The following is a 12,561-nucleotide window of genomic DNA, read 5'->3' as shown; positions in this document are numbered from 1 at the left end:
TCCCGCTCCGGTTCAGCCCGCCCGGCTGATCGCGCTGCGGAGCATGGCGACCGTGGTCGCGGCGGCGGCGCGCTCCGCGTCGTCCTCCGTCGCACGCACACGTTCCTCCAGGAGGACCACGGCGGCCTGGAGGACGCCCACGCGTACCGGAACGCTCTGCATCGCCGTGAGCACGGCCGCCGCCTGTTCGGCCGGGGTGGCCGTGGCGGCCTGCGGAATGAGGGTGGTGATGCCGCGCCCGAGCGCGCGGTCGCGAGGCGGCTGAGCCGCGGCTGTGGTCACCCGAGAAGTGTGCCGCACGGGACTCGGGGAATGGGTCAGCGACCTGGCTGCGCCGGCCCGGGACCATGCTGGACATGAGCGTGAACACGTCTCAGCAGTGCCGCCAGTTGGGCTTGTTCCGGACCGGTCAGGGGTGCGAGCAGGGTCTCCTGGGCCGCCAGCGCCTCGGCCTGGAGCTCCTTGAGCGCCGCGCGGCCGGCCGGGGTGGGCGTGACGGTCACCCGGCGGCGGTCGCCGGTGTCCCTGGCCCGGTCGACGAAACCGGCCACCGAGAGATCGTCCACGATCTTGACGACGTCACTCCGGTCGATCTTGAGCCGCGACGCCAGCTCCCGTTGGACGTGGGGGCCGAAGTCGACGAGCGCCGAGAGCACGGCCATGTGCCACAGCCGCAGTTTCCGGTCGGCCAGTCGCGCCGCCAGCGTGCTCCGCGCCGCCTTGCCGGTCCTGGACATCAGATACGTCGTGAGTCCCAGAAGGCTGGGCGGGGTCTCGCTCATCGAGATCATCCTAGGCCCGCACCCATCGCGGGCTTTCACCTACCGATCGGGCGCGTCGTGGATGCCCGGCACCCACGCCCCTGGTGAGCGGCTCGCCGGCCGGCCCCCGGCACCTCGTCGGCCGGCCCGTCGACACTCCGGGGGGCGGGGCGCGGTGCTCCGCACCGCGTGCACCACGCCCCACCCCCATCGCCTTCGTCCGGTCAGGCCCGTGCCCCTGCCCGCGCGCCGGGACCCGGCCCTCGGCCCCACCGCCCCGGCGCGGTGTCTATCCCCGGGCCCAGGCGACCATGGCGCTCCGCGACGAGAAGGCGGCGACGTCCTTGTCGAGCGGCTGGTCGGTGTACTGGTGGATCCGCCAGGTGGCCTTGATCCTGGGCTTCCCCGCAGTCACGTAGTCGGCGATCCACAGACCGTCCCCCGCGTACGAGGTGGTGTCGTAATTCAGCCAGAAGTAGCGATTGCAGTACAGCAGAACCTTGTAATGGGGCCGCAGACGCTTGACCTCGCGGATGAAGTGGTCCTTCTCGGCGTTGCTGGCCCTTTCGCCTTCGCCGTTCTGCTCCCAGTCCACGGCAAGCAGATCACCTGCCTTCTCCGGAGTCCTGCTCAGAAAATACTCGGCCTGGGCGTTGATGTTCCCCGGCCAGAGAAAATGATAAAAGCCGACCACGCAGTCCGCGTCCCGCGCACGCTTCACCTGCTCCGCCAGATTCGGATTGGTGTACGAACGCCCTTCGGTTGCCTTGATGAAGACGAAGTCCAGTCCGTCCGTATCGAAGGACGCCTGATGGGAGCTGACATCGACGCCATGCAACATGGGCACCGCCTTAAAGTGGGCTATGTGATTCCGTTCTCTATCCGTACGTGCCCGCCGTCGCCCGTTCCCATCCTCAGGGTGAACGGGCGAATCGCTTTTCCATCGACAGGAATACGGGCCGGCGACGGGTAGTTGATGAACCGTCGAGATCACATCACGCACCGCAAGAGCCATCGGAAGGTCGGGTCCATGAAGATCGGCATCATCGGAGCAGGCAACATCGGCGGGAACCTCACCCGGCGCCTCACCGCGCTGGGCCACGACGTCTCCGTCGCCAACTCGCGCGGTCCGCAGACCCTCGCCGCGCTCGCGGAGGAGACCGGGGCCACCGCGGTCACGGCCGCGGAGGCGGCCCGGGGGGCCCAGGTCGTCGTCGTCACCGTCCCCCTCAAGGCCGTCCCCGATCTGCCGGCCGGCCTGATCGACGGGGCCGCGGAAGGGGTCGCGGTCATCGACACGGGCAACTACTACCCGCAGCAGCGGGACGGCCGCATCGCGGCGATCGAGGACGGCAAGCCCGAGAGCCGGTGGACCGAGGAGCAGATCGGTCATCCGGTGATCAAGGCGTTCAACGGGACGTACGCACAGGACATCCTGTCCAACGGCCTCCCCAAGGGCAGCCCCGGCCGCCAGGCGCTGCCGGTGGCCGGTGACGACGCGGCGGCCAAGCAGGTCGTGCTCGACCTCATCGACGAGCTGGGGTTCGACACCGTGGACGCGGGAGGCCTCGACCAGTCGTGGCGTCAGCAGCCCGGCACACCCGTCTACGGCCATCAGGGTGACGCGGACGCCGTCACCAAGGCGCTCGCCGAAGCGTCTCCCGAGCGTACGGCCGAGTGGCGCGCCTGACCGTCCCGGCGCCGGGGGACCGGCGGGGTCGCACCCGCCGGTCCCCCGGTGTCCCTCTCCGAGGCCCCGCTCACGGTCCGTCAGTCCGAGCGTGTGGCGTCCGCGTCGTCCGGACGGGCCGGAAGGCTGTCCATGAACGAGCTGACGGAGAAGACAGCACGTCCGGGTCCCGGCGGGCCGTAACCGGGGGGCGAGCTGAGCCCGTACTCCTCCATGGTCGCGCGGTAGGCCTCCAGCAGGCGGATGTGGTATTCGAGCGGCGCTCCGTCCGGGTTGGTCTTCCCGAGCGGGGTGGTGGGCTCCGGGCACCAGGTGGTGAACCGCGGGGTGATGCCGTGCGACATGAAGAACCGCAGCCCCTCGGTGGTCGAGGCGATCGCTTCGTCCACCGTGGTGAAACCGAAGGGCTCGGCCATCTCCACGCCCGCCACGAAGTTGGGGATCACATTGCGGGCACCGAAGACCTCGGCGGAGTCCAGGATGCGGCGGTGCCATTCGTCACGGCCCACGTAGCGTTCCTTGCCCGGACAGTAGAGCTCGAACAGCCGGCGGTCCCACACCTCGTAGTTGGGGTGGTAGATCTGCACGCCGTAGTCGTGGAACCGCTGCACGTCGGCCTTGGGCAGGGCCTGGGCGACGACCTTGCCGATCCAGCGGCCGGGGAATCGTTCCTCGATGGCCTTGGCGTACTGCCCGTAGAAATCAGCCTCGTCGCGACCGCCGATGTGGGAGGTGATGGCCCCGCCGGTGAGGGTGTAGGCGGTGGAGGTCTTCGCCGTGTCGTACTTGTCGATGATGGCGAGCGCCTCCAGGACCTCCTCGACCGGCTTCACCCCTGTGTACGGACGGCCCGCCGCCTTGTGCTGGCGCCAGTTGTGGTTGATGTCGCAGTACTGGCACTCCTCCTTCGCGCCGAAGTACTGGCAGACCCGGAAGACGGTCAGATAGACGAGGTAGCCCCACTGAATGGTGGGCGCCACCTCCATCACGGACTTGCCGTTCTCCAGCGTGTGCCGGTAGTAGTCCGGCATGGGCGGCAGCCCCACGTCGGAGATCCGGCGGCCGTCGAGGTACAGCCCGAGGACGCCGTCCTCGTCGGCGGCGACACGGTACGGGGAGGCGGGGTTGACCCGGACCGACACGACGGTTCTGCGCAGGTCGTACGGACCGCCGGTGAGGACGATCTCCTCCGGCGGACGGCGGAGTGCGGCCGCGCCCAGCTCGGGGAGGGTGCCGTGGTCGAACGAGAAGATGAAGTAGGACTTCGGCTTGACGTCACCGCCCTCGTTGTCGCTGAGCGCGGACTCGTCGAACGCCACGCCGCCGCGCAGCAGGTCCTCCTTGATGACGGCTTCCCGGGGGACGTGCGGGAACTGCTCCATGAGGCGCTCGACGAGACGGGTGCGGTTCCCGTCCGGGCGGCTCGGTACGGTGCGGCTGCGGTCGGTGCTGCTGGGCATGTACGGGACTCCTCGGTCCGGTCGTCTGCGGCGTTCCGGGTACGCCACACCGTGCAACGAACCGGACACGTCCACAGTGCCCCGGTCCACCGGCCGGATCGTCCCGGTGCGGCGCGGATGGTCCTCGGCCGTCGGCGGCGTGGTCCGGGTCGTCGGTCGGTGGCCGCCTGCCGGCCGGGCTTCACCGGTCCCAGTGCGCGGGGCGGCGAAGTGACGGCGGGAGCTTCGTCGCCGCGTTGCCCCTGGCGGCGTTGAGCTGGGCCTGGGTGAGGAAGAGGCTTCCGGTGAGGTCCGCGCCGGACAGGTCCGCGTCCCGGAAGTCGGCACCTGTCAGGTCGGCCAGGCGCAGATCGGCACCGGTGAGGTCCGCCGCGATCAGGTACGCGCCGCGCAGATCGACTCCCCTCAGGTCGGCGCCCTTGAGCCTGGCTCCTATGAGGTCGGCGCCGCGATGGTCGCGCTTCTTCCTGCGGGGCGCCGTCGCCCGGACGAGTTCGCTGGTGCGGAGCAGCAGCTCGGCCACGATGTCGCGGTGCCCTGCCACGTCCAGGTCCAAGAACGCGTCCGCCGGAAGGTGGGTGAGGCGTTCCGTCTCTTCGAGGGTGCGCCGGATCTCGCCGTGGAGGGGGCGCGCCGGTTCCAGGGACAGCGCTTCCGTGAGGTACCAGAGGAGTTCATGGAGCTGCCGCATGACCGGGAACACCTGGAACATCTGCCGGGCGGTCCGCGGGGCACCGCGCCAGTCCTGTCCGTCGAAGGTCTCGCGGGAGACCTTCTGGCCCGCCCCGAAGCAGTCGTACACGGTGCAGCCGGGGAAACCCCGTGTCCGCAGTTCGGTGTGGATGCCGCAGCGGAAGTCCTCCTGGAGGTTGCCGCAGGGCTTTCCGGCGTCCTTGTCGATCGCGAAGTCCGCGGACCGGGTCAGGGTCAGTGCCACGCAGCACAGCCCGAAGCAGCTCGCGCAGTCGGCGCGCAGCGCGGCACGGTCGCTGCGGTCGGGGCCTTGGACGTTGTCGGGCACGGTACGTGGATCCTCCGGGTACGGAGCTGTCGGACGGTCGACCTTATCGGGATCCGTCACCCGTTCGCGTCAATATTAATGATCACCTGTTCAGGGGCCCCGGTCCGGGCCCGCGCTCCGCGCGTGATGATGATGGGCAGTACATCTATATAGGAGGTGGCCACGACCGTGGCGAACCCAGCAGTCGACGACATCCCTGCTCGGCGGGTCCTCACCGATCCGGCCGGCCTTGCCCGGTACCAGCACGACGAGGCCGAGTGGGCCCCGTACGGAACGCCCCTGGCCGTGGTGCGCCCGCAGAGCACCGACGAGGTCCGGGAGGTGGTCCGGCACTGCCTGGCGCACCGCGTCCCGCTGGTTCCGCGCGGCGCGGGCACCGGCCTGTCGGGAGGTGCGAACGCTGTGGACGGGGCGATCGTCCTGTCCTTCGAGGACATGAACCGCATCGTCCGCATCGACGCGGCGGAGCGGCTCGCCGTCGTCCAGCCGGGAGTGGTCAACGACGATCTGCGGGCGGCCGCCGCGGAGCACGGGCTCTGGTATCCGCCGGATCCGGCGAGTTCGCCCTGGTCGACGATCGGCGGGAACGTCGCGACGAACGCCGGAGGCATGTGCTGCGTCAAGTACGGCGTGACGCGGGACTACGTCCTCGGTCTCGAAGTGGTCAATGGGCTCGGCGAGGTCGTCTCGCTCGGCCGACGAACCGCGAAGGGCGTGGCGGGGTACGACCTGGCCGGGCTGATGGTCGGCTCCGAGGGCACCCTCGGTGTGATCACGGAGATCACGGTGCGGCTGCGTCCGGCGCGGCCGCAGGAGCGGACCGTGGCGGGGTATTTCTCCTCGGTGGTCGATGCGGGCGAGGCGGTGAGCGCCGTGACCGCTTCGGGCGTGATCCCCTCGGCGCTCGAACTGGTCGACCGTCACTGCCTGGCCGCCGTCGATGCCTGGAAGAAGATGGGGCTCTCCGCCGACGCGGACGTGGTGCTGCTCGGCCGGGTCGACACGCCGGGGGCGGAGGGCGACGCCGAGGCCGAGCTGGTGCGCGAGTGTTTCGAGCGGGCGGGCGCCACCTGGGCCGCGGTCTCCACGGACCAGCAGGAGGCCGATGCGCTGTTCCAGGCGCGCCGACTGGCCTATCCGGCGCTGGAGCGGCTCGGTCCGGTCCTGACCGAGGATGTGTGCGTGCCGCGCACGGCAGTGCCCGAGATGCTGGCCCGGATCGAGAGGACGGCGGCCCGGCACGACATTCTGGTGGCCAACATCGCGCATGCCGGAGACGGGAACCTGCACCCGCTCATCATCACCGCACCCGGCGACGAAGCCGCGCGCGCCCGCGCCCAGTTGGCCTTCGAGGACATCCTCGACGATGCGATCGCCCTCGGCGGCACGGTGACGGGCGAACACGGCGTGGGGCTGCTGAAGATGCGCGGCATGAACAAGGAACTGGGTGCCGCGGTGCTGGGCATGCATCACGCGGTGAAGGCGGCGCTGGACCCGCACGGCATCCTCAACCCGGGCAAGGTGCTCGACGGGGGCGGATCGACGCCCACCGTCGAAGGGAACGCTCCACAGGGGTGACCGGGCGCATGGGGCGCGACGGCATCGGCGGCCAAGGACGGCCGGTGCACCGCGACCGGGCCGCTGTCAGTGGCTCGACGCACACTGGCAGGAGTGCAGGACAGGCGAAGGGGGACGCTGATGGACACCGAGCACGGGAGCGGGTTCGTACCGGCGACCGGTGACGGCCCGATGGCTCCGGCGCCGGACGGAAAGCGCTCCGCTTCCGTACGGACGGCGTTCGAGGGAATGCTGCAGATCCGTCGGCTGACTAACACCGGACACGCCGACCCGCAGGGCGTACCCGCGCCGTGGGAGAGGCACCGGCCGATTCGGGCGGTCGCCATCGCCCTGGAGTCATCGGGTCTGGCCCCTTCGGCCGTCGACGGATCGGGCCTGCGTACGGCGGCTGGCTACCGCTTGGGGCAGGGCGAGTCGCCGGGTGGCGTCCGTGTGGAGTGGCTGGGGCCGCCCGGCAGCGGCGCCGCCCATGCGGAGGAGGCCGAGCTGGCCCGATGTGCGTCCGTGCTGCGGGAGTTGGGCTGGACGGTACTGCTGTACCGCGGAGCGCGCCGTCGAAGATTTCTGGAGGTCGAACCCCCGGCCGGTGCACGAGGGCCGAACGACGGGTAGCAGGTGCCCGCGCGAGGTCGTCGCCCGGCGTTGTCAGACCCATGGGGGATGCTGGTGGGTCCGACACCTCTGACCGGGAGATGCTCAGATGCGCAATGACGAACTCGCCGCGGCCCAGGCGTACGTCCGACTGCTGGAGGCCACCCGTGCCGCGCTCGCCGAGCCGGACGACGGCCCGTTGTACGTGCCGTTGCTCGCCTCTCCGATCGCAGAGGCCGACGGCGCACTGCGGCGCGCCGGCCTCTGCGGCAACGAGTCCCGGTTCTTCGACCTCGTGAGCTCGCTGCGCCCCAGCATGTCCGGCACCGGCCACTGAGCGGAGCCGCCGAACGGCATCGCGGCCGCAGTGGCGGCCCCGCGCCGTCCCTCTTCACCCCGTCGCCCTCATGCGCCACCATGTTCCGGACGATGCGGGGGCGCGGGCAACCATGCGATGAATTGATTCAAGACGGCGATCCGACCCCACCAGCTCCTTGACTGGCAGCCCGGCAAAACCTAGCGTACGGCGCAGATGAAACGATTCACACATCCGAACGGTCTCCGGTCACTGGATGACTCTGCTCACGAGGTGTTCATGTCTGATGTGTCAGCCGTCAAGGCAGCTCTGAAGTCCCAGGTCATCGAGACGCCGTCGTGGGGGTACGGGAACTCCGGGACGCGATTCAAGGTGTTCGCGCAACCGGGTGTGCCGCGCGACCCGTTCGAGAAGCTGGAGGACGCGGCGCAGGTGCACGCGTTCACGGGCGTGGCACCGAAGGTGTCGCTGCACATTCCGTGGGACAAGGTCGAGGACTATGCCGCGCTGACCCGGCACGCCGAGGCTCTCGGGCTGCGGATCGGGGCGATCAACTCGAACGTCTTCCAGGACGACGACTACAAGCTCGGTTCGGTCACCCACCCCGATCCGAAGGTGCGCCGCAAGGCCACCGACCATCTGCTGGAGTGCGTCGACATCATGGACGAGACCGGGTCCCCCGATCTCAAGCTCTGGTTCTCCGACGGCACGAACTACCCGGGACAGGACGACATCACCGCCCGTCAGGACCGGCTGGCAGAGGCGCTGGCCGAGGTGTACGGGCGGCTGGCCGACGATCAGCGCATGCTGCTGGAGTACAAGCTCTTCGAGCCCGCGTTCTACGCGACCGATGTGCCCGACTGGGGTACGGCGTACGCGCACTGTCTGATTCTCGGTCCGAAGGCCCAGGTGGTCGTGGACACCGGGCACCACGCACCGGGCACCAACATCGAGTTCATCGTGGCCAGTCTGTTGCGCGCCGGAAAGCTCGGCGCGTTCGACTTCAACTCCCGGTTCTACGCGGACGACGATCTGATGGCCGGGGCCGCCGACCCGTTCCAGCTGTTCCGGATCATGCACGAGGTGGTCAGGAACGGCGGTCTGCGGCCCGAGACGAACGTCAACTTCATGCTCGACCAGTGTCACAACATCGAGGCGAAGATCCCCGCCGTGATCAGGTCGGTCGCCAATGTGCAGGAAGCGACCGCCAAGGCGCTGCTGGTCGACATGGCGGCGCTGAGTGCCGCGCAGCGGTCCGGCGATGTGCTGGCGGCGAACGCCGCCCTGATGGACGCGTACAACACCGACGTGCGTCCGCTGCTGGCCGAGGTGCGTGAGGAACTCGGCCTGGCCAGGGACCCGTTCGCCGCGTATCTGGCCTCGGGCAACCAGGAGCGGATCGCCACCGCCCGGGTCGGTGGCGAGCAGGCCGGCTGGGGCGCCTGAGCCCCGCCCTCTCCCCCGCACGACCACCGGCCGGTTCAGACGGACCCCTACCACGAAGGAATCCCATGACCTCCGCGACGCACGCCGAAGTCGCCGCACTCCTGGCACGCGCCCACCGGATCGGCGCCGACGCCCGGAACACCAACTACGCCGGTGGCAACACCTCGGTCAAGGCCACCGGCACCGACCCGGTCACCGGCGGCGACACCGAACTGCTGTGGGTCAAGGGTTCGGGTGGTGACCTCGGCACGCTGACCGAGGCCGGGCTCGCCGTACTGCGCCTGGACCGGGTGCGCGCGCTCAAGGACGTGTACCCGGGCGTGGAGCGCGAGGACGAGATGGTGCCGGCCTTCGACCACTGCCTCCACGGCAAGGGCGGTGCGGCCCCGTCCATCGACACGGCGATGCATGCCCTGGTCGAGGCCGCTCATGTCGACCATCTGCATCCGGACTCGGGGATCGCGCTGGCGTGTGCGGCCGACGGGGAGAAACTGACCGCGGAGTGCTTCGGCGACAAGGTGGCCTGGGTGGGCTGGCGCAGGCCGGGGTTCCAGCTCGGTCTGGACATCGCCGCGGTCAAGGAGGCCAGCCCGCGGGCCGTCGGGGTGATCCTCGGCGGCCATGGCATCACGGCCTGGGGCGAGACGTCCGAGGAGTGCGAGCACAACGCTCTCTGGATGATCCGTACCGCCGAGGCCTTCCTCCATGAACGGGGCAGGGCCGAACCGTTCGGCCCCGCATGGGCGGGCCGGGAGCCGCTGCCCGAGGAGCGGCGCCGGGAGCGTGCGGCCGCGCTCGCCCCGCTGATCCGGAGCCTGGCCTCCACCGACCGCCCTCAGGTGGGCCACTTCACCGACACGGAGCCGGTGCTGGACTTCCTCGCCCGCACCGGACATCCGCGGCTTGCCTCCCTGGGCACCTCCTGCCCGGACCATTTCCTCCGTACCAAGGTCAGGCCGTTGGTGCTCGATCTGCGCGCGGATGCCCCGTTGGACGAGGCGGCGGCGCGGCTCAGGGAACTGCACGGAGAATACCGGGAGGCGTATCGCGCGTACTACGAGCGCCATGCCTCCCCCGACTCCCCCGCGATGCGCGGCGCGGATCCGGCTATCGTGCTGGTGCCCGGGGTCGGCATGTTCTCCTTCGGCAAGGACAAGCAGACGGCCCGGGTCGCCGGGGAGTTCTACCTCAATGCCATCCATGTGATGCGTGGCGCCGAGGCCGTCTCGTCCTACGCACCGATCGAGGAGTCCGAGAAGTTCCGGATCGAGTACTGGGAGCTGGAGGAGGCCAAGCTGCGCCGGATGCCGAGGCCGAAACCGCTGGCCACCCGGGTGGCGCTGGTCACCGGTGCGGGGTCCGGCATCGGCAGGGCCGTCGCACAGCGGCTGGCCGCGGAGGGCGCCTGTGTCGTCGTCGCGGACATCGACGCGGAGAACGCCGCCTCGGTGGCGCAGGAACTCGGCGGCTCCGACAAGGCTGTCGCCGTGACGGTCGATGTGACCAGTGAGGAGCAGATCGTCGGCGCGTTCCGGGCAGCCGTGCTGGCGTTCGGCGGTGTGGATCTCGTCGTGAACAATGCGGGGATCTCCATCTCGAAGCCGCTGCTCGAAACGACGGCCCGGGACTGGGATCTTCAGCACGACATCATGGCGCGCGGCTCGTTCCTGGTCTCGCGCGAGGCCGCCCGGGTGATGAGTGCACAGAACCTCGGTGGTGACATCGTCTACATCACGTCGAAGAACGCTGTGTTCGCGGGCCCGAACAACATCGCCTACTCGGCCACCAAGGCCGACCAGGCCCACCAGGTGCGGCTGCTCGCTGCCGAGCTGGGCGAGCACGGCATCCGGGTCAACGGCATCAACCCGGACGGTGTGGTGCGCGGTTCGGGGATCTTCGCGGGCGGCTGGGGCGCCCAGCGAGCGGCGACGTACGGGATCGAGGAGGAGAAGCTCGGCGAGTTCTACGCCCAGCGGACCCTCCTCAAGCGCGAGGTGCTCCCGGAGCACGTGGCCAACGCCGTGTTCGCGCTGACCGGCGGGGACCTCACGCACACGACGGGGCTTCATGTTCCTGTCGATGCCGGTGTGGCGGCGGCTTTCCTCCGATGACCCGCTTTCCGGCGCCGGCCCCGGGTCCCGCGACGCCGCGCGTACCCGAGATGTCCTGGTCTTCCGCGGTCTCCCGGATGAGGGTTCCATGTCCCTGACGTCACGAAGCGAGGCCGTCTTCGCCGCCGTGGATCTCGGTGCCACCAGCGGCCGGTTGATCACCGGCCTGGCCGGGCCGGAGCGGCTCGTACTGACCGAAGCGCATCGATTCGCCAATACGCCGGTCCGGTTGCCGGACGGACTGCGGTGGGACGTGCTCGCTCTGTACCAGGGGATGCTGGACGGAATGCGAGCGGCTGCACGCAATGGTCCGATCGCCTCGGTCGGCATCGACACCTGGGCGGTCGACTACGGGCTCCTGGACGCGGACGGAGGCCTGCTCGGGCTGCCGTTCCACTACCGGGACGACCGGAACGGAAAGGCGGTGGAGCGGGTGCTGGCCGAGTGCGGGGCGCGGGAGCTGTATGCCGTCAGCGGCTTGCAGCATCTGCCGTTCAACACCGTGTTCCAGCTCGCCGCGCACCGTGCGAGTGCCCAGTGGGGTGCCGCGCGGACGGTGCTGCTGATCCCCGATCTGCTGACGCACTGGCTGACCGGCGTGGTAGGTGCGGAGATTACCAATGCGTCGACGACGGGGCTGTTCGACGCGTCGGCCGGCGGCTGGTCCGACGCGCTGATCGCCCGGCTGGGTCTGGAGCGTTCCTGGTTTCCGCCGTTGCGTGAGCCGGGTGATCCGGCGGGGACGCTGCTGCCGCACGTCGCCGAGTACACGGGCCTGCCAGCCGGGACGCCGGTGACGACCGTCGCCTCGCACGACACGGCGTCGGCGGTCGCCGCGGTCCCCGCGACCGGGCCCGGGTTCGCCTATGTGTCCTGCGGTACGTGGTCGTTGGCGGGGCTCGAACTGTCGGCTCCGGTGCTGACGGAGGAGTCCCGCGCGGCGAACTTCACCAATGAGCGCGGGGTGGACGGCACCGTCCGCTATCTCCGCAACATCATGGGGATGTGGCTGCTGGAGGAGTGCCGCCGGACCTGGGACGCGCGGGGCGAGGCTTCGGGCCTGGACGTGCTGCTCGCGGAGGCGGCCCGTGCCCGGCCGTTCGCGGCGTTGATCGATCCCGACGACGAGGCGTTCCTCGCGCCGGGTGACATGCCGTCGCGTATCGACGCCCAGCTCGTGAGCAGCGGGCAGGTGCCGCCCGACAGTCCCGGCGGCTATGTCCGATGTGTGCTGGAGAGCCTGGCGCTGGCCCATCGCAGGACATTACGGGAGGCAGCGGGCCTTGCCGGGCGGGAGCCGGACCGAGTCCATGTCGTCGGCGGGGGTTCGCGCAACGAGCTCCTGTGCCAGTGGACGGCGGACGCCACGGGGCTGCCCGTCACGGCCGGTCCGGCCGAGGCGACCGCGCTCGGCAACATCCTGGTGCAGGCACGCGCCCATGGGCTGGTGGGCGACCTCGCGGACATGCGGCGCCTGGTGGCACGGACCCAGGGACTGCGCCACTACACCCCGCAGGGGGACCAGCGGGCCTGGGACCGGGCTGCCGCGCGGCTGGAACGGACCTGAGCTCGTACGGCCCTGCCCTC

12 protein-coding genes are annotated in these 12,561 nt (G+C 70.1%); 7 read left to right on the top strand and 5 right to left on the bottom strand.

Annotated features, from left to right (window positions below):
- Nucleotides 1-12: 12 nt before the first annotated feature.
- The 3 genes from GA0115234_RS22545 to GA0115234_RS22535 all read right to left on the bottom strand — a co-directional run bounded on the left by GA0115234_RS22545 (nucleotide 13) and on the right by GA0115234_RS22535 (nucleotide 1,602).
- A complete protein-coding gene (locus tag GA0115234_RS22545; RefSeq protein WP_093544513.1) occupies nucleotides 13-282 on the bottom strand; it encodes a hypothetical protein in 270 nt (89 codons plus the stop codon).
- Between the two features lie 35 nt (nucleotides 283-317).
- Nucleotides 318-782 carry a MarR family winged helix-turn-helix transcriptional regulator gene (locus GA0115234_RS22540; protein WP_093544784.1) on the bottom strand — a complete coding sequence of 155 codons (465 nt, stop codon included), beginning with the start codon at nucleotides 780-782 and terminating at the stop codon, nucleotides 318-320.
- Between the two features lie 268 nt (nucleotides 783-1,050).
- Entirely contained in the window at nucleotides 1,051-1,602 is a 552-nt protein-coding gene (locus tag GA0115234_RS22535; protein ID WP_093544510.1) for a GH25 family lysozyme, read from the bottom strand.
- A gap of 135 nt (nucleotides 1,603-1,737) precedes the next feature.
- On the opposite strand from GA0115234_RS22535, the gene GA0115234_RS22530 reads away from it, so the two are divergent.
- Complete coding sequence (locus tag GA0115234_RS22530) at nucleotides 1,738-2,451, top strand: NADPH-dependent F420 reductase (RefSeq protein ID WP_093544506.1); 714 nt, start codon at nucleotides 1,738-1,740, stop codon at nucleotides 2,449-2,451.
- An 80-nt stretch (nucleotides 2,452-2,531) separates the two neighbouring features.
- On the opposite strand, the gene GA0115234_RS22525 is transcribed toward GA0115234_RS22530, so the two are convergent.
- Entirely contained in the window at nucleotides 2,532-3,911 is a 1,380-nt protein-coding gene (locus tag GA0115234_RS22525; protein WP_093544503.1) for a radical SAM protein, read from the bottom strand.
- Nucleotides 3,912-4,092: 181 nt separating this feature from the next.
- A complete protein-coding gene (locus GA0115234_RS22520) occupies nucleotides 4,093-4,932 on the bottom strand; it encodes a pentapeptide repeat-containing protein (protein ID WP_093544500.1) in 840 nt (279 codons plus the stop codon).
- Nucleotides 4,933-5,100: 168 nt separating this feature from the next.
- Between GA0115234_RS22520 and GA0115234_RS22515 the strand changes: the two genes are divergently transcribed.
- The 6 genes from GA0115234_RS22515 to GA0115234_RS22490 all read left to right on the top strand — a co-directional run bounded on the left by GA0115234_RS22515 (nucleotide 5,101) and on the right by GA0115234_RS22490 (nucleotide 12,541).
- Nucleotides 5,101-6,510, top strand: a complete 1,410-nt coding sequence (locus GA0115234_RS22515; protein ID WP_093544781.1) for an FAD-binding oxidoreductase — start codon at nucleotides 5,101-5,103, stop codon at nucleotides 6,508-6,510.
- 120 nt (nucleotides 6,511-6,630) lie between these two features.
- On the top strand, nucleotides 6,631-7,122 hold the full coding sequence (locus GA0115234_RS22510; RefSeq protein ID WP_093544497.1) for a hypothetical protein: 492 nt from the start codon (nucleotides 6,631-6,633) through the stop codon (nucleotides 7,120-7,122).
- 88 nt (nucleotides 7,123-7,210) lie between these two features.
- Entirely contained in the window at nucleotides 7,211-7,438 is a 228-nt protein-coding gene (locus GA0115234_RS22505) for a hypothetical protein (RefSeq protein ID WP_093544494.1), read from the top strand.
- Nucleotides 7,439-7,696: 258 nt separating this feature from the next.
- Nucleotides 7,697-8,863 (top strand): L-rhamnose isomerase, encoded by a 1,167-nt coding sequence (rhaI, locus tag GA0115234_RS22500; RefSeq protein ID WP_093544490.1) that lies wholly within the window; start codon nucleotides 7,697-7,699, stop codon nucleotides 8,861-8,863.
- A 65-nt stretch (nucleotides 8,864-8,928) separates the two neighbouring features.
- Nucleotides 8,929-10,974, top strand: a complete 2,046-nt coding sequence (locus tag GA0115234_RS22495) for a bifunctional aldolase/short-chain dehydrogenase (RefSeq protein ID WP_093544487.1) — start codon at nucleotides 8,929-8,931, stop codon at nucleotides 10,972-10,974.
- Nucleotides 10,975-11,062: 88 nt separating this feature from the next.
- A complete protein-coding gene (locus tag GA0115234_RS22490; RefSeq protein WP_093544778.1) occupies nucleotides 11,063-12,541 on the top strand; it encodes a rhamnulokinase in 1,479 nt (492 codons plus the stop codon).
- Nucleotides 12,542-12,561: the final 20 nt, after the last annotated feature.

This window comes from Streptomyces sp. DvalAA-43, assembly GCF_900091725.1.
Lineage (GTDB): Bacteria > Actinomycetota > Actinomycetes > Streptomycetales > Streptomycetaceae > Streptomyces > Streptomyces pulveraceus.
The sequence above is the reverse complement of the archived record's forward strand: the minus strand, read 5'-3'. Positions and strand labels throughout refer to the sequence as shown.

Coding starts and splice junctions, on each gene's coding strand:
- GA0115234_RS22490 (WP_093544778.1), top strand. CDS start 11,063: ATGTCCCTGACGTCACGAAGCGAGGCCGTCTTCGCCGCCGTGGATCTC.
- GA0115234_RS22540 (WP_093544784.1), bottom strand. CDS start 782: ATGAGCGAGACCCCGCCCAGCCTTCTGGGACTCACGACGTATCTGATG.
- GA0115234_RS22505 (WP_093544494.1), top strand. CDS start 7,211: ATGCGCAATGACGAACTCGCCGCGGCCCAGGCGTACGTCCGACTGCTG.
- GA0115234_RS22530 (WP_093544506.1), top strand. CDS start 1,738: ATGAACCGTCGAGATCACATCACGCACCGCAAGAGCCATCGGAAGGTC.
- GA0115234_RS22495 (WP_093544487.1), top strand. CDS start 8,929: ATGACCTCCGCGACGCACGCCGAAGTCGCCGCACTCCTGGCACGCGCC.
- rhaI (WP_093544490.1), top strand. CDS start 7,697: ATGTCTGATGTGTCAGCCGTCAAGGCAGCTCTGAAGTCCCAGGTCATC.
- GA0115234_RS22535 (WP_093544510.1), bottom strand. CDS start 1,602: ATGTTGCATGGCGTCGATGTCAGCTCCCATCAGGCGTCCTTCGATACG.
- GA0115234_RS22525 (WP_093544503.1), bottom strand. CDS start 3,911: ATGCCCAGCAGCACCGACCGCAGCCGCACCGTACCGAGCCGCCCGGAC.
- GA0115234_RS22510 (WP_093544497.1), top strand. CDS start 6,631: ATGGACACCGAGCACGGGAGCGGGTTCGTACCGGCGACCGGTGACGGC.